The sequence below is a fragment of the Mycobacterium simulans genome (assembly GCF_900232995.1).
Classification (GTDB): Bacteria; Actinomycetota; Actinomycetes; order Mycobacteriales; family Mycobacteriaceae; genus Mycobacterium; species Mycobacterium simulans.
The window spans coordinates 1602756-1619204 of record NZ_OCVX01000003.1 but is presented as its reverse complement, the minus strand read 5'-3'; the positions used below and the strand labels follow the sequence as shown (position 1 = coordinate 1619204).

The 16449-nt window shown below is 65.9% G+C and carries 13 protein-coding genes, 1 tRNA gene and 4 pseudogenes; 11 read left to right on the top strand and 7 right to left on the bottom strand.

Annotation, left to right across the window (positions count from 1 at the left end):
• The coding region (locus tag MSIMFI_RS29980) for a hypothetical protein (protein WP_224770278.1) at positions 1-196 on the bottom strand (196 nt) is incomplete at its 3' end.
• 19 nt (positions 197-215) lie between these two features.
• On the opposite strand from MSIMFI_RS29980, the pseudogene MSIMFI_RS08155 reads away from it, so the two are divergent.
• Positions 216-1052 (top strand): annotated as a pseudogene (locus tag MSIMFI_RS08155) (hypothetical protein); the annotation flags it as partial.
• 197 nt (positions 1053-1249) lie between these two features.
• Here MSIMFI_RS08155 and MSIMFI_RS08150 read toward each other — a convergent pair.
• On the bottom strand, positions 1250-1810 hold the full coding sequence (locus tag MSIMFI_RS08150; RefSeq protein ID WP_191496826.1) for an adenylate/guanylate cyclase domain-containing protein: 561 nt from the start codon (positions 1808-1810) through the stop codon (positions 1250-1252).
• Here MSIMFI_RS08150 and MSIMFI_RS29595 point away from each other — a divergent pair.
• Positions 1742-1885, top strand: a pseudogene (locus MSIMFI_RS29595) (hypothetical protein); the annotation flags it as partial. The gene MSIMFI_RS08150 and the pseudogene MSIMFI_RS29595 sit on opposite strands and share 69 nt — an antisense overlap.
• Positions 1886-1898: 13 nt before the next feature.
• Positions 1899-2960, top strand: a complete 1062-nt coding sequence (locus tag MSIMFI_RS08145; RefSeq protein ID WP_191496825.1) for a fatty acid desaturase family protein — start codon at positions 1899-1901, stop codon at positions 2958-2960.
• A gap of 47 nt (positions 2961-3007) precedes the next feature.
• On the opposite strand, the gene MSIMFI_RS08140 is transcribed toward MSIMFI_RS08145, so the two are convergent.
• Positions 3008-3952, bottom strand: a complete 945-nt coding sequence (locus MSIMFI_RS08140) for an NAD-dependent epimerase/dehydratase family protein (RefSeq protein WP_191496824.1) — start codon at positions 3950-3952, stop codon at positions 3008-3010.
• On the opposite strand from MSIMFI_RS08140, the gene MSIMFI_RS08135 reads away from it, so the two are divergent.
• From MSIMFI_RS08135 to MSIMFI_RS08105, 7 genes are all read left to right on the top strand, one after another.
• A complete protein-coding gene (locus MSIMFI_RS08135) occupies positions 3918-5732 on the top strand; it encodes a hypothetical protein (protein ID WP_191496823.1) in 1815 nt (604 codons plus the stop codon). The genes MSIMFI_RS08140 and MSIMFI_RS08135 overlap by 35 nt on opposite strands.
• 242 nt (positions 5733-5974) lie before the next feature.
• Positions 5975-7651: a sigma factor-like helix-turn-helix DNA-binding protein gene (locus tag MSIMFI_RS08130; protein ID WP_191496822.1), complete on the top strand. Its 1677-nt coding sequence runs from the start codon at positions 5975-5977 to the stop codon at positions 7649-7651.
• The gene (locus MSIMFI_RS08125; RefSeq protein WP_191496821.1) at positions 7648-7824 is read left to right on the top strand and encodes a hypothetical protein; all 177 of its coding nucleotides are present in this window, start codon (positions 7648-7650) and stop codon (positions 7822-7824) included. The genes MSIMFI_RS08130 and MSIMFI_RS08125 overlap by 4 nt, the downstream gene beginning before the upstream one ends.
• A gap of 18 nt (positions 7825-7842) precedes the next feature.
• On the top strand, positions 7843-10128 hold the full coding sequence (locus MSIMFI_RS08120; protein ID WP_191496820.1) for a hypothetical protein: 2286 nt from the start codon (positions 7843-7845) through the stop codon (positions 10126-10128).
• Complete coding sequence (locus tag MSIMFI_RS08115; protein ID WP_191496819.1) at positions 10125-10568, top strand: GIY-YIG nuclease family protein; 444 nt, start codon at positions 10125-10127, stop codon at positions 10566-10568. Before MSIMFI_RS08120 ends, MSIMFI_RS08115 begins: the two co-directional genes overlap by 4 nt.
• Entirely contained in the window at positions 10565-11068 is a 504-nt protein-coding gene (locus MSIMFI_RS08110; protein WP_191496818.1) for a hypothetical protein, read from the top strand. The genes MSIMFI_RS08115 and MSIMFI_RS08110 overlap by 4 nt, the downstream gene beginning before the upstream one ends.
• Positions 11061-12878, top strand: coding sequence for a helicase-related protein (locus MSIMFI_RS08105; RefSeq protein ID WP_191496817.1), 1818 nt, complete (start codon positions 11061-11063; stop codon positions 12876-12878). The genes MSIMFI_RS08110 and MSIMFI_RS08105 overlap by 8 nt, the downstream gene beginning before the upstream one ends.
• A 204-nt stretch (positions 12879-13082) precedes the next feature.
• Here the strand turns inward: MSIMFI_RS08105 and MSIMFI_RS08100 are convergent.
• The 4 genes and pseudogenes from MSIMFI_RS08100 to MSIMFI_RS08085 all read right to left on the bottom strand — a co-directional run.
• Positions 13083-13208 (bottom strand): annotated as a pseudogene (locus MSIMFI_RS08100) (IS630 family transposase); the annotation flags it as partial.
• Positions 13209-13330: 122 nt separating this feature from the next.
• Positions 13331-13567: pseudogene (locus MSIMFI_RS08095) on the bottom strand (CDGP domain-containing protein); the annotation flags it as partial.
• Between the two features lie 69 nt (positions 13568-13636).
• Positions 13637-13709 (bottom strand) — tRNA-Thr (locus MSIMFI_RS08090).
• Between the two features lie 52 nt (positions 13710-13761).
• The gene (locus tag MSIMFI_RS08085) at positions 13762-14976 is read right to left on the bottom strand and encodes a DNA polymerase III subunit delta' (protein WP_186245085.1); all 1215 of its coding nucleotides are present in this window, start codon (positions 14974-14976) and stop codon (positions 13762-13764) included.
• A gap of 155 nt (positions 14977-15131) precedes the next feature.
• On the opposite strand from MSIMFI_RS08085, the gene MSIMFI_RS08080 reads away from it, so the two are divergent.
• Positions 15132-16449: adenylate/guanylate cyclase domain-containing protein (locus MSIMFI_RS08080; protein ID WP_191496816.1), on the top strand; the 1318-nt coding region annotated here is incomplete at its 3' end.

Below are 16449 nucleotides of genomic sequence, written 5' to 3'. Positions count from 1 at the left end.
CGCGCGCACCGCGCTCCGCACACGGAGGATCGTCGGCAGCGTCAGAGGTGTAAAAGAGACAGCCCCCCGGTGGTGGCCACGGCGACACCGGCGGCACCGGCGGCACCGGCGGCACCGGCGGCAACAGCACCGCCGGCACCGGCGGTGCTGGCGGCACCGCCGGCAACGGCGGCATTAACGGCGTGGGCCCTGCCACCAGCGGCAGGAGCGGTGACGGCGGCACCGGCGGCACCGGCGGCACCGGCACCATAGCCGGCGGCACCGGCGGCACCGGCGGCACGGGCGGTGCCGCCGCTGGCGGCGGCACGGTCGGCAACGGCGGCACCGGCGGCGCTGGGGGCGCCAGCCCCAGCGGCGCCGGCGGTAATGGAGGGGTCGGGGGCGCTGGCGGCACCGGCGGCATCGGCCGTACCGGCGGCACCGGCGGCACCGGTGGGACCGGCGGCACCGGTGAAATCGGCGGCATCGGCGGTTCTGGCGGCGCTGGCGGTGCCGCCGGTGCCGGTGCCGCCGGCGTCGGCGCCACCGGCGGCGATGGCGGCACCGGCGGCACCGGCGGCATCAGCACCGCCGGCATCGGCGGGGCCGGTGGCACGGGCGGCATCGGTGGTGCTGGCGGCGACGGCAGCGGTGATGTCGGCGGCAAAGGCGGCAAAGGTGGCACCGGCGGTGACGGCGGCGACGGCAGCTTAGGCCAAAGTAGTCCGACAGTCACCGCCGGCGGCGCCGGCGGAGCCGGCGGCAGCGGCGGCACCGGCACCATCGCAGGCGGCGGCGGCGGTGACGGCGGTGACGGCGGCGACGGCGGTGACAGCCAAAGCGCTTTGGGCGGCGGGGACGGCGGCCGCGGCGGCGACGGCGGCACCGGCGGCACCGGCGGCATCTTCGGCGGCCAGGGCGGCGACGGCGGTGACGGCGGCACCGGCGGTGACGGCACCGGCACCGACGGCGTTGATGGCGGCACCGGCGGCGCCGGCAATCCCCCCGTGGGCACCGATGGTGGCACCGGCGGCATTGGCGGCGGCGGCGGCGCCGGCGGGGCCGCCGCATAGCCGATCACTGCCCCGATGATCCAGCCGCTGCCTGAAGGCGGCGCCCTACTCACGACAGCCACGCCAGTCCCGGCCTGAGCCGGTGACATCCGGGTGCACGGGCCGCCCGCCTGTGGGTTCAGCTTCAGGGTCTACGGCTTCGCTCGCTGCTTCCTTGGGGTAAGCGTGATCGTGCGCCCGCCGCGCATCCGAATGGGCTATGCCCAGCGCACTTCGTGGACTCGCTGCGGCTCCCGCAGCCCCTTGAGCTGCTCCTCCCAAGCTTTGCCGAACTGGAACTCATGGCTGCCGGCGACTGGCTCGCGCAGCAGCGCCGAGACGAGGATCTGGTTGCCGCCCGCTTTCGCCGCGATCCGCGCCGCCAGAGTCACGTTGCGCCCGATGAAGTCCTCCCGTTCGCGAATCACTTCTCCGGTGTGCATTCCGATCCGGACCCGCAACAGCTGGCAATCGGAACGATCGCGATGTGCCGCAAAGTCCCGCTGGATCTCGATGGCGCAGCGGATCGCGCTGCGCGCGCTGGAGAATGCGACCATGAATCCGTCACCCTGCGACTTGGCCTCAAAGCCGCGGTGCTTCGCAACATAACGACGAATGACCGCATTGTGGCGGTGCAGGACCCTTAGCCAGCATTCGTCGCCGAGTTCCGCGAGCAGTGCTGTGGAGCCTTCGATATCGGAGAACAGGCCGCGATGCTGGCACAGGCCGACGTCGCGATTCAGCCCGACACCAGCGCCATTGGCTTCCTCGAGTTCCACCAGATCGACCGTGCCCGCGAGGCGGGTCGAGTCGCCGCGCGCGAAGCCTTACCGCAGATCATGGCACTGGTGTAACGGCGAACCAGCGATGGCCATCTCAGATGCGTCGGTGCTCACCCATCTGACCGACGCAGACATTGACGGCCTGGCCGCTGAGCTGGACGCGATCCGCGCCGAGATCGAGGACTGCCGTGGTGAGCGCGATGCACGCTACATCTACCGCACCATCGCCCTCCAGCGCGCTCTTGAGGTCGCCGGCCGAGTGGTCCTGGCGGCCAGTTCCAGGCGCTGGGCTTGGTGGGCCGGCGCGGCAACGCTCGGTTTGGCAAAGATCGTCGAAAACATGGAGATCGGCCATAACGTCATGCACGGCCAATGGGATTGGATGAACGACCCCGAGATCCACTCGTCGTCCTGGGAATGGGACATGGCGGGCACGGCCAAACGCTGGCGGTTCACCCACAACTTTCAGCACCACAAGTACACCAACGTGCTGGACATGGACAGCGACGTCGGCTACGGATTTTTGCGCGTGACCCGCGATCAGCCATGGCAGCCCCACCACATGGCCAACCTGCTGTTCAACACAATGCTCACACTCGGCTTCGAGTGGGGAGTTGCGTTGCAGCACACGGGCTTAGGCGCCGCAGCCGCAGTTGGGCTGCGCCAACGCCTTGCCAAGGCCGGCAATCAACTGGTCAAGGACTACATCGCGATCCCGGCGCTGACCTCACTGTCATCCGGCGCGACCGTCATATCGACCGCGACCGCCAACCTAATGGCCAACGTCATTCGCAACATCTGGATCTACGCGGTGGTGTCGTGCGGTCATTTCCCTGACGGCGCAGAGAAATTCACGAAACGGGACCTGGACGGCGAGGCCAGGGGTCAGTGGTACCTGCGGCAGATACTGGGCAGCGCAAACATCGATGCCGGCCCGTTCCTGGCGTTCCTGACCGGCAACCTGTCGTATCAGATCGAGCACCACCTCTACCCCGACCTGCCCAGCAACCGGCTCGCCGAGATCGCGGTGCGCGTGCGCCAAGTCTGCGACAAATACGACCTGCCCTACACCACCGGCCCCTTCCTGACCCAGTTCGCCCAGACGTGGCGCACCATCGCCACGCTGTCGCTACCCAACGATTCCTGACCGACACCGCCGGACAACGCGCGTGCTATTCACAGCGATTCGTGGCGCTAGTCGACGTGCTTCTGACGGAAGTAGTCGACCGTGCGGCGCACGCCGTCGACTAGCCCGACCTTCGGCCGCCAGCCCAAGACCTCTTCGGCCAGGCTGATGTCCAGGCAGGAACGCTTCAGGTCGCCCAGCCGCGGCGGATGAAACTCCGGCTCGTCAGGCCCACCGACGGCGGATGCCACCGCCGAATGCAGTTGTCGGTCTGAGGTTTCCAGGCCGGTGCCGATATTGAAGCGCTGCCCGCCGCCGGCGTCGCCGGACGCCCTGACGAACGCGTCGACGACGTCGTCGACGAACACATAGTCGCGGGTGTTGGTGCCGTCCCCGAACACCCTGGTGGGCTTACCGGAAAGCAGCGCCTGCGCGAAGATCGCCACCACACCGGCTTCACCGTGCGGATCCTGGCGGGGGCCATAGACATTGGCCGGTGCGATGTGCGAGCAGTCCAGGCCGTACAAATGCCGAAAGGTGTTCAGGTAGATCTCCCCCGCCACCTTGCCCGCCGCGTAGGGCGATGCCGGGTCGGTGGGGACCGTCTCGGGCGTCGGATACTCGGGCGGGACGCCGTAAATGGATCCGCCCGACGAGGTGTGCACGACCTTGCGCACCTGCGTGCGCCGTGCCGCTTCGGCTAGCCGCACGGTACCGACGACGTTGACCGACGCGTCGAACTGCGGGTCGGCCACCGATTGCCGCACGTCGATCTGGGCTGCCAGGTGAAACACCACCTCCGGCCGGTACTCGTCGAAGATGGCTTCCAAATCGGCAGTGACGATGTCGGCCTCGATGAAGCTATGCACGGGGTTGTCGGCCAAGTGCTCAAGGTTGGTAGCCCGACCGGTCGCGAAATTATCTAGCCCCACTACCGTGTGACCTTCGGCCAGGAGACGGTCGACTAGCGTCGACCCGATGAAACCGGCTGCCCCGGTAACCAGTGCGCGCACCGGCCCACCATACCGGCGGGTCGTGCTGGGCGCCGCGCTGCTCATCACTGTGCAGCTGGGCATTCGCGCGGTGCTGGCGTTCGGCGGCTATTTCTATTGGGACGATCTGATTCTCGTGGGTAGGGCCGGCACCCAGGGGCTGCTATCGCCGTCGTACCTGTTCGACGACCACGACGGACACGTGATGCCGGGCGCGTTCCTGATCGCCGGCACGATCATCCGGCAGGCGCCCCTGGTGTGGACCGGACCGGCGATCAGCCTGGTGGTGTTGCAACTGCTGGCCTCACTGGCGCTGTTGCGGGCTCTGCACGTGATCCTGGGCTGGCGCCCGGTGCTGCTGATCCCGTTGACGTTCGCGCTGTTCACACCGCTGGCGGTGCCCGGGTTCGCGTGGTGGGCGGCGGCGCTGAATTCGTTGCCGATGCTGGCGGCGCTGGCCTGGGTGTGTGGCGATGCTGTGCTGCTGGTGCGCACCGGCCTTCAGCGGTATGCGGCAACCGGGGTGCTGGTGTACCTCGGCGGCCTGCTGTTCTTCGAGAAAGCCGCGGTGATTCCGTTCGTTGCGTTTGCTGTGGCTGCGTTGTTGTGCCACGTTCGGGGCGACCTGGGCGCGCTGCGCACGGTGTGGCGCGGCGGCAGGCGCCTATGGGTGGCTTCGGTGGCGCTGACCGTCGGGTGGGTGGTGTTGTATCTGGCCGTAGTGAATCAGCGGCGCTGGAGTTCGGACCTGGCGATGACCTGGGATCTGCTACGCCGTTCGATCACCCACGGCATCGTGCCGGGTCTTGCCGGTGGACCGTGGCACTGGGACCGCTGGGCGCCGGCGTCCCCGTGGGCCACTCCTCCACCCCTGGTGATGGTGCTCGGCTGGCTGGTGCTTGCCGGGGTGCTGGTGGTGTCGCTGATCCGCAAACAGCGGATCGGTCTGGTTTGGCTGACCGCGGCCGGCTACGTGGTTGCCTGCCAGGTGCCGATTTATCTGATGCGATCGTCGCGATTCACCGCGCTCGAGTTGGCCCAGACGCTGCGATATTTTCCCGATCTCGTGGTAGTGCTGGCGCTGCTTGCCGCCGTGGCGTTCACCGCGCCGAACCGCTCCTACGGCGCGCGTTGGCTGGACGCCTCGCGGCCCCGCACCGCGGTGATCACTGGCGTGGCAGCGCTGTTCGTGGCGAGCAGCCTGTTTTCGACGACGACATTTCTGACCTCCTGGCGCGACAATCCCGCCGAGCCTTACTTGACGAATGCCCGCGCCAGTTTGGCTGCCGCGCAAGCGGATTCGGGTGCACCGCTGCTGGATCAGGAAGTCGATCCGATGGTGTTGCAACGGGTGGCGTGGCCGGAGAACCTGGCCAGCCACATGTTTGCTTTGCTGGACCGCCGGCCCGAATTCTCCACTGCGACAACGCAATTACGGATGATTAACAGCTCTGGCCGGCTAGTGGACGCGAAAGTTACCTGGGTTCGCACCATTGCGCCCGGGCCGATGCCCAACTGTGGCTACTTTGCGCAGCCGGAAATGCCGGCACGCCTGGCTTTGGATGGCCCGCTGCTGCCCGCGGACTGGACCGTCGAAGTCAATTACCTGGCCAACAGCGACGGGTCCATAACACTGTCGCTATCCGATGGTCCGGAGACGAAGGTTCCGGTGCATCCTGGTCTCAACCGCGTTTTTGTGAGATTGCCCGGCGCTGGAGATGCGATCACGGTGCGAGCCAACACCACGGCGCTGGCGGTGTGTATTGCGTCGGGGCCGGTGGGATTTCTGGCGCCGGTGTAACCATTAGATGTAACCTCGTCCAGCCTAGTTCTGCGTGTGAGCGCTGGTACACTCTGCACCAGACAGTGATGCCCATCACCGAGGTGCCCGGCGTGAGCGGCACGGCCAAGCCAACTGGCGGCGGCCTGAGGCCAATCATGAGCGGACGTTGAGGCGGTAGGCGACTAGACGCACCGTGTTCGGTCCGTCTTAGTCGATGTCCGTGCTCGCCGTTCCTCCGGCCGCCTCAGCGAGGAGGAACAGTGCACGAGGCGACCGCCGATTCAGAGTTTGCGGAAGACGACGATGGCGATTCGACGCGCCCGGAATATGTCCGCGCTCTCGAAAGACGTTTCCGCCAGCTCACCGCCACGCAGCAGAGCGTCCTGTGGAGCCGCTTCTGCGACCGCGACCACGCAACTCTCGACAAACTGGGCGCCGACATTGGGGTCACCCGCGAACGAGTAAGGCAGATTGAGGCCTCAGGCCTCGACAAGTTGGCCGGCAAGCCACTAAAGAACATTGACGACGATTTCGGTGTGTTGGGCGAGCGGCTGGAGTTCATTGACGCCGTTGACGCCCGTCACGCCGAGGCGGTCACGGAGGCAGTCGCCGAGCTGGGACAGCTCGAGCTGCCGGTTACCGAATCCCGGTTGGTCGAGGCAGGATTCGAGCCGTTTGATTGCCCGACAACACGGTTGATTCTTGCCGTGGCGAAGAGAATGGGCGCCTTCGGCCGCATGAGGGCCCGCCCGGTACGCCACGGGGGAAGGGATTGGTTGATCGCGGGCGATCGGACGCCCACCAAGTTGATGCATGACCTGACTGAGGCGGCTCGCGACACTGGCGTGGTAAGTGACCTCGTCGAATTCTGGGGCGATATCGAACAAAGGCTGCGGCCGCATGTTGGTTCCGACGACGAGGCGGCTGGCCTGGCCGCCGACATGGTGGAGAGCCTCGGACTGACCGAGATCGGCGGAAGGTACGCCGTGCTCGGCGGGGTGGGCGTGGTAGACGGATTAGTCCGTATCCTGCGAGCAAACGAGACGCCGATGAAGCGCGATGTACTCACACGATATTTTCCAGATCGCTCACCAAGCACCGTTACTACTGCCCTCCTGGATCCGCTCTTTGTCCGCGTGAGGCGAGATGAGTTCGCGCTCAAGGAATCTGGGGCGACGGCCAGGCCTACATTGCGCGACCTGATGTATAGCGAGATCGACCGCTATGGCCAGGTGTCGGTACACCATCTGCAGGACCTCGCCGAACAGCACGACTACAGCCGGAATTCGATTGCCTTCTACAGCGCGCTGCCCGATGTCATCGAAGATGGGGGTGTGCTGCGGCGCCGCCGCGATGACGATCCGCCAGCAATCCCCGAACCCGGCCTCGATGGCCACTGCTTTCAAATCGCAGCGGGCCCGTACCGCGGCTGCTGGTCGTGCACGGTGCGCGTCAATCACTACCGCCTGTACCGCGGGCCCCAGTGGATCCCAACTCCATTGGCCGAGCTGTTGGACATCGCGCCAGGATCACGAGAGGTGCCAATCACCTGGGGCAGTAACATGATCCATGCCACATGGTTGCAGTCGCCATACCTGTTCGGTGGGCAACTACGCCAGGCGCTCGACGACCAAGGGTATGCCGACGGCGAGCTGGTGCGACTAATAATTCTCGGCCCCCGGGAGTTACGCGTCGAACCCGTCCCGGTGAACAGCACCCCACAAAGCCCGTACCGGACTCTGGTCACCGGCGCCGGCTTGTACGACGGCGCCGGGCAGCCGGTCTCCGACGCCGAGCTCGCCGCTGCGCTGGCATTCGCTGTCGGGCTGCCTCCAGATGCGCCACTACATGTCCTCGAGCGTCGTCTGACCAACCGCCACAACCGTGAACTTCGAGACGCACTCGTGCAGATCTACGTTGAGGACTTCGCTCAGTGACTACCACCCTTGAACTGTGGGCCGCGGTGAGGCCCGGGAGCCGGTCGCGACAGTGGCCGCTCGCAAACCCGATGTGGGACACCGGAACCGGATCGGACCACGTTGCCGACGACGAGTTGACGCACCTCCTGCCTGAGGGTCGTGCTGAGGCCGCCACCGCCGACGTGGCCTGAACAGAAATGGCAATTGACATGCCTGTAAAGCACACTGACTTCGCGTTCGTCGAAGAAGGGTTTGACCCGACGGAGTACCCGGACGAGATCCGGCCATCCTACGGGTCGGACCGATTCCCATTCACGGTGCCGAAGGCCAAGGTTCACGACGGCATGCTGAGCAAGCCAGCGCTGTTGCTGCGGGAACGCATCGCCGAGATCTCCGGCTCCAAGCCCGAGGACATCCCGATGGGTCTGCTGCGGGCAGTCGAGGCGGCAGACGCCTGGCCGGATGAGAATGTGAAAAACTTCGCCAGCGGGCGGGTGCGCTCGATCTCCACGGAAGTCGGCGAGATTTTCTACGTCGACTTTTGGGCCAACCCCCTTGCCCTGAACCATGACCCGAATAACGGGCGGACCACGGCCGACTCCCGGGCGAAATTTCTACCCTACCTGGAAACCGTGCGCGACGACGCAGTGACCGGGGCGCCGGTGATGCATGTCAAAGACGCCGCACAGTTCATCGCCGGTGTACAAGAGACCGCCGGGGCACTTGGATTCACAGCCAACATCAGCGACTCTAAGGATCTCCACGACATCAACTGGATTGGCTTACAAGGGGTTCACGAACCGACGCTAGTGATCCCGACCCGAGTTGAGGACGAGGCCGGAAGCGCCACTTGGGCACTCAAGCAGAACGACGGCGATCGCCGCCTGGCAATGGTGCGGCGCTGCCTACGTGAAGCGACTGGGCAGGCAATGTCGGAACTCGAATCATGGGCTGATCACCTCTACCAACCCGACGGCACAGTGGCGCTGCGAGACTGGACAGCCAAGGACGTGGAGGCGGTGCGGCGCAAGTCGTTGTACAAGGACGCCACGTACTGGCGACCAGCGAACGTATCGCAGGAGACCATCGAGGCGTGGTTGACTGGCTCGACCGTCGCCCAGCGCACGGTCATCCGTACCAGCGTTATCCCGGCCAGGCTGGTCGTGGGATACCGCAACCTCAAGGGCGGCATCGGCCAAAGCTCCGCTGCCATGGAAGCGGTTCATCGCTACATACGCCGCACCCACATAAAGACCGCCGCGCAGCGTGACTGGTCCACTGCGACACAAGCGATGCAGGTCGCCCTCGACAGCATCCGACGTATCAGAATCCGCTACGACAAGACAAAGGGCTACAAGATGGCGCTCAGCCGCGCCGAGCTCGAACTGGTCTACGCCAACAGGGTCACTGATTGGCAAGGCGCCGATGCCGATGACCCGCGCCACCCGCTCCGGCTTGCGGCTAAGAGCATCGCCACCTTCGTCTGCAACGACACCACCGCTGAGAGCGATGTGAAGCGCTCGCTTACCGCCCACTCGCTGTCCACCCACGCCACCAAGATCCGGGAGAACCGCGCCCAGGTGGCCGCCTCGGTGGCCATGCCAATCCTTGGGCTTAACGTCGATGACAAAAGCGACTACAACCGAGCACGTGCGGCGGTCGATCGCACCAGCCGCCACCCGATGTTCGTGATGGTCAAGAAGCACCCGAATGGCGTGACCGACCCGTGGTGGGCCTACCTAGATCGGCCCGTTGATGAGCTGCACGCTCTGGCCGGCCGCGAATTCGATGAAGATATGGGCGTCGACGATAGCCTCGACGAGAAGTCCGTGGGCACATTTGGGCCGGCGAGCAGGGCGCTGCTGTTCTTGGCCACCGTCGGCCAGGCCACCAACCCGGCCATTCGTAAACCGCTGCCCGGTGAGCTGGCATCGCCGTGGCAGCTCACCATCGGGGGCAGCGCCGGCAGGCGCGGCAACACAATGACCACACCGGACCTGGTCATGCGGCAGGTGCTCGCCCGCCACAAAAAGAACGGAGTGGCCCAGCTCGCTGAAATCGTGCGAGCAGCACTGAGCAGCGAGATTCCCACAAACACGATCGATCCTGATTATGTCGATAAGGACGACAAAGGCCGACCGGACGAGCGAACCCGCGCCACCGTTACTGAGCAGTTTTTGCGCTCCGAGAAAATGGGATGGCCGACCCGAGGCCCGGCCGGAGGCACACCTCCGCCGGCCGGCGACCCATACGATGACGCCCTTGCTCAACTCAGCAACGCCGTGGCCGCCGCGGCCGCCAACACCGCACCCTTCCGCAATGCTGGCGACGTCGGCGATCGCTTCCGGGAGGCCGGGCTGCCGGACGCATACACCAAAGAATTGCTCAAGCAGGCACGCAGAGTCGTCAGTCTGCTGCAGGAAGGCCAGTTCATCGCGCGCTCACGCCGCGGCGCTGTTATTGCTGATTTCGCCGACGAGGACGATGAGCAATGAGCGCCGCGGTACCCTCCACTGAACTCGCATGCCACTTTGGTGAGCGCGACGCGTGGTTCTGGCGCCTCCACATGGGTCTGCTGTGCGACCCGCTGGCCGCAGTTGATCTGTACGCCCTCGAACATGATGAGCAGAGTGGCTGCCATCTCGCGGACCATCACCTCATGGTCCCGGTATGCATCTATGTCGCTGTTGATAATGCCGGCGCATGCTTGTACGTCGGACAGTGCGACCGTCCTGACGGCAGCGTGGTTCAGCGCGTGACTGGGCATCACGCCATCCCGGTGTTCGCCACCGGTCTGTGGGTGCTGCCACTGCGGTCAGACAGTCCGAAGGCGGCACTGGACCGCATCGAGCGGCGCATCATCCGGGCCTACCGGCCGCCGTACAATACGGCGCACTGCCCTTCGGCCTTCCGGGCAAAAGAAGCGGCCCAGTGAGTACACCTGTCACGCCGTGCAATCCGGAGACGACCGTCGCGTTCGTCGAGCGGCGGTTCGGCTCAGGAATCGCCAAGACGCTCGACCCGTCGGCCCGCGGGGCGGTGACGCGGCAACAGCGAATCACCGAATTGCGCCGCTGCGGCCAGCTGCGCCACGCCGAGCGCTACGGCTGGCTCAGCCTGGCCGGGTGGCTGTTGGGGATGAAGGCGGTCGTGGTAGGAGAGCTCGATCCCACCTCAGATGCCATCGCCCGCCGGGCCAGGGCGCGGGATGTGCTGCCCGACCGCCTCGGCGACGACCCGCCGCCGACGCTCGTGAGCGTTGGTGACACCGGGCTGCAAGCTACCGACCCGCGCGACCCGTTGGGCTATCGCGTGGTCGAGTTGGTCGCTGCAGCGCTTAGCAACGGGGTGGTCGAAACCGACGGTCGGCGCGTTGGCGGCGGAGCCGTGGCAGCGTGCCTGCGGGAGCGGCTGCAGGCGGTGGCGCGTGGCTGAACTGTATCTGTCCGGCCCAGACGCCGTGATAGTTCCGAATTCTGACGATGTGTCTGACGAGGTCTTCGCCGACATGGCAGACGCACTGGCCCATGTCGCGCGCGAGTCCTCGTCTGGCTACATCACACTGCCGCTGCGCGACCCCGCCGGCTGGTTGTGGTATTTCGCGGACCCACGCAGCCCGTTCACATTCGACGACACCCTTCTCGCGCACCTGCGCCACCAGATGCGCGAAGACGGGGTGCGCCTCGACGTGCTTAGCCTGCGGCCCGCGAATCAAGCGCGCTGGCCGGCCCGCATCTCCAGCGTCAACCAGCTAGGGATTACCCGCGAGCCCACCGACGCCCAGCGACGCGACATTGGTCGTCTCATCGCGCTCGGCGGCGGGGCCAACTTCTCGGTGCCGGGCGCCGGCAAGACCGGGATGACCTATACGGTCTACAGCGCCTTGAAGCACCTCGGCGACGTGAAGCAAATGCTTGTGCTGGCACCGCTATCGGCGCACGAGGCGTGGGAAACCGAGCCCAGCCTGATGTACGCACCTGGTGCGGCACCCCACGTGCACGTCGGACCTGGGCGGCCTGGGGCCGCCGAGGTCATCGTCACCAATTACGAGCGCCTTGAAAACCGGGGAAGACTCGATGCGCTGGTGTCGTACTGTCGGCGCCGCCGCACCCTCGTCGTCTTCGATGAGGCCCACCGGGTGAAGGCTGGCCCGCACGGCATCCGCGGCGCAGCTGCCATTCAGCTGTCCGCGGCAGCGCATCGGCGCAGTGTGCTCACCGGCACACCGCAGCCCAACTCACCCCAAGACCTCGCCCGAGTGCTCGAACTCGCCTACCCTGGTCACGGCTTTCGACTGGCCGCTCGTGACGCCGACTCACTCATGTCGGCCTACACCCGCGTGACTAAGGACGAGCTCCTGCTCCCACAACTGGTTCCGTTGACCGAGCACGTGCCCTTGTCGCCGGTGCACGACCAGATCTATGACGCCATGGTGAACGCCGCCGCGCGGGCTGTGCTGCGTGACCCGACACTGCGTAGCGACTTCAGTCGGGCTGGGCGCATCGTGATGCGTTTGCTACAGGCAGCGACCGATCCGACCGCTGTACTCGGCGCGGATGGTGAGCTGACAATGCTCTCGGACCGGGCCGATCTGGACCTGGAGCACCTCATTCGTGAGTTGCCGGCCAACTACCTTCCGACGAAGTTCGTCCGCGTCGCCCAACATGTTGACGGCCATTCGGCGGCTGGACGAAAGGTGGTGGTGTGGGCCAACTTCCGAAGCCATGTACGCCGCCTCGAGCGCCTATTGGCACCACACCACCCGGCGGTCGTTTCGGGGGATCTCACCCCCGAGCTGCGCCATGGCGAGATCGACCGCTTCCGCCACGACCCTGACTGTCATGTGCTGGTCGCCACCCCGCACACCTTGTCGGAGGGGGTGTCGCTACACCACACGGCAACCCACCAAATCCACGTGGATCGGACCTTTAACGCAGGGATGCTCCTGCAGGCAATCGACCGGACGCATCGACTGGGATTACCGATGGACGCCGACTGCACGGTGACCTACCTGATGGCTGCTCGCCGCGACGGTAGCGACACCATCGACGACGTCGCTGACCGACGCCTGGACGCGAAAATCCTTGATATGGCGCGCAAGCTCAACGACCGGCAGCTCGCCACCTTAGCCTTCCCAGCAGCAGACGACATCCTTTTGGACAGTGACCTCTTGCTCGGACCTGGGCAACGCGATGATTTGGAGGCGCTCTTTGAGCATCTCCAATCCCTACAGATGGAAGCATGAAGGCACTCGTCCGCGAGTTGGAGCCGCCTACAAGTGCACCGAAGCGACCCGTTCCGGCAAGGCACACGCAGACGACCCGGTGCAGTGCAGAGCAGCCACCAACACTAACCGAAGCTCAGTCGTCGATGTGCGTCGGTGGATCGGCGAAGGCGAGATCCCCTGGGCGATGGTCAGGGCCCATCAAATCGCAGCGCTTGTCGGGCACTAGTGTCCTGAGTCATTAATTCGTTTGCAGTAGTTGGCGACTGATTCGAGGATCTGGTCGGCGGTCTTGGTCCAGACGTAGGGCTTGGGATCGTCGTTCCAGTGCTCGATCCAGGCGCGGATGTCGGTTGCGACGCCGGACCCAGCCCTCCAACTCGGCGCGTTCATCCTCGGTCAACACGATCTGCGCGGCATGCGGTGACGGCATCACCCATTCTAACAAGAACCCATGAATTAATGACTCAGGACACTAGGTAGGAACTGGCGCCCTTAGGCACCCAGTTGGCAAATGCCACGCAACGTTGCCAGGTGCCGTCAGGCTGAACGGGTCCATCGCACTTGTTGATAATGCCGAGTCCGCCGTACTGACAGCCGGCGCCGGCCGGCGGCGCTGCGGCGATCAGCCCTGCGGCGATCAGTGCGGCGCCCGGGCCGGCGATGACGGCGGCTATCCCTCGCGGCAACGAGATCTTGAATGCAGTCATTGCGTCCCCTTTGGATTACCGCGGGCTCAATTATTCTATCGCGGCAGGGGCGTTCGATATCGCAATCTGAGCCGCCTGGGGGAATCGAACCCCCGACCTATTCATTACGAGTGAATCGCTCTACCGACTGAGCTAAGGCGGCATGCCCTCAAGCGGCACGAGTCTACGGCAGTAGCACCGGCCCACCCAAGCCGCTAGCGCAGTTCCTGACCAATGGCGGCGACCATGGCGTCGACGGCGAACTTCGGTTTGACGTTGATCGCCAGCGCTTCGCGGCACTCCAGCACGGCCTCAATGCAGCGCAGCAGCCGCTCGGGCGCGGCATGCGCGGCCAGGGCAGCGACCCGGTCGGCCATATCCGGGTGGTTGGCCCGCACTTGACCCGCATTCGCCGATACCACCAAGGCATCCCGGAAATAGGTGGCCAGGTCGATTAGTGCGCGATCCAGCGCATCCCGCGACGCCCGCGTTTGACGAGACTTTTGCCGGCGCTCGAGATCCTTGATCGCGCCAGTGGCGCCGCGCAACGCGCCGGCGGTGCCCTTGCCGGTGCCGCCCGCCCCAAGTGCCGTCCGCAATTCTTCGGTCTCGGCCTCGGCGCGGTCCGCGGTCAGCACCACCGCCTCGGCCTCGGCGGCAGCAACCAACTCCTCGGCGGCGGCGTATGCGCGCGACGGCGTCGCCGCGTCGCGCACCAGGCCCAACGCCCGCTCGCGCCGCTCCCGCGCCTCTGGGTCGGTGGCCAGCCGGCGCGCCCGGCCCACGTGACCACCGCTAACCGAGGCCGCCCAGTTCGCCGTCTCGGCCGTCAGCCCGTCATTGTCGATCAGCACCTGGGCGATCGCCGCGGTCGACGGCGTCACGAGTGCGACATGACGGCATCGGGATCGCAGCGTGATGGCTATGTCTTCAGGATCCACCGACGGTGCGCACAGCAGGAAGACCGTCGACGACGGCGGTTCCTCGACAACCTTCAGCAGTGCGTTGGCAGCGCCTTCGGTCAATCGATCGGCATCCTCGATAACGACGATCTGACACCGTCCGGTCGTCGGCCGGCGTGATGCGATCTGCACGATTGCCCGCATCTCGTCTACGCCGATAGACAGGCCTTCGGGAATCACTCGCCGCACGTCGGCATGGGTGCCCGCCATCGTCGTCGTACAGGCCCGGCAGCGTCCGCACCCAGGGCCGGAGTCCTCGGAATCCCCAGTGCATTGCAGCGCGGCCGCGAAGCACAATGCCGCAACCGAGCGCCCCGAACCTGGCGGACCGGTGATGAGCCATGCATGTGTCATAGTCCCGTCACCAGGCGAACTGTGTCCTGAATCACCGCGGGCCGCTCTGGCGGCCGCGAGCAGCTCAGCTTTGACTGCGTCCTGGCCTACCAGCCGCGTAAACACCCCGGACATCATCGGCAACAGTAGTTGCCGTCACCGACAGATACCGATCAGCATCCGTTTCGCGACAATTCCGTGATCTTTCCCCAGCTTTCGTCCAGTTAGGCGGACTTGCCGAGGCGCTCAAGAGTTTCCGGCGAGTCAGTGCCTCCCGATACGGTGGGCGTATGGCAACCACGGCGGCACTGCCCGGGCGAATCAATGCATTCGTCCGGTGGGTAGTGCGTACCCCGTGGCCGGTGTTCTCGCTGAGCATGCTGCAGGCCGACATCATCGGGGGCCTCTTCGTCCTGGGCTTCCTGCGCTATGGCCTGCCGCCCCACGACCGCATCGAACTGCAGGATCTGCCAAGCCTCAACCTGACGATCTTCATCACGTCGGTCGTCCTCTTGTTCTTCGCGGGGTTCGCATGGAACCTGAAGCTGCTGATGCCGGTATTCAGGTGGCAGCGCCGCGACAATCTGCTGGCCGAGGTTGATCCGTCCGCCACCGAACTAGCCCGCAGCCGCGCGCTGCGGATGCCGTTCTACCGCACGTTGACCAGCGTGGCGTCGTGGGCCGTCGGCAGCGTGGTGTTTATCGTCGCCAGCTGGTCGGTGGCCCGTTACGCTGCGCCCGTCGTGGCGGTCGCCACGGCCCTGGGCGCCACGGCCACCGCAATCATCGGCTACCTGCAGTCTGAGCGCGTCTTGCGGCCGGTCGCTGTCGCCGCGCTGCGCAGCGGTGTGCCGGAAAACGTGAAGGCACGCGGCGTCATCTTGCGGCTGATGCTGGCGTGGATGCTGTCCACCGCCGTGCCACTGCTGGCGATCGTGCTGGCCGTGGGCTCCGACAAGGTGTCGTTGATACATGCAACACCTGAGTCGCTGTTCAATCCCATCCTGTTGCTGGCGCTGGCGGCGTTGGGCATCGGGTCGGCCAGCACCCTGTTGGTGGCCATGTCGATCGCCGACCCATTGCGCCAGCTCCGCTGGGCGCTGAGCGAGGTGCAGCGCGGCAACTACAACGCTCACATGCAGATCTACGATGCCAGCGAACTGGGCCTGCTGCAGGCGGGCTTCAACGACATGGTGCGCGACCTGTCCGAGCGGCAGCGACTGCGTGACTTGTTCGGTCGCTACGTCGGCGAAGACGTGGCCAGGCGGGCCATCGAACGAGGCACGGAGTTGGGCGGCCAGGAGCGCGACGTGGCGGTGCTGTTCGTCGATCTGGTCGGCTCCACCCAGCTGGCCGCGACGCGACCGCCCGCCGAGGTCGTCAGCCTGCTCAACGAGTTCTTCCGGGTGGTCGTGGACACCGTCGGCCGGCACGGCGGGTTCGTCAATAAGTTCCAGGGCGACGCGGCGCTGGCGATCTTCGGCGCACCGATCGAACACCCCGACGCGGCCGGGGGGGCCCTGGCCGCCGCACGGGAGCTGCACGACGAGCTTCTCCCGGTGCTCGGCCCGGCGGAATTCGGTATCGGCGTGTCGGCCGGGCGGGCCA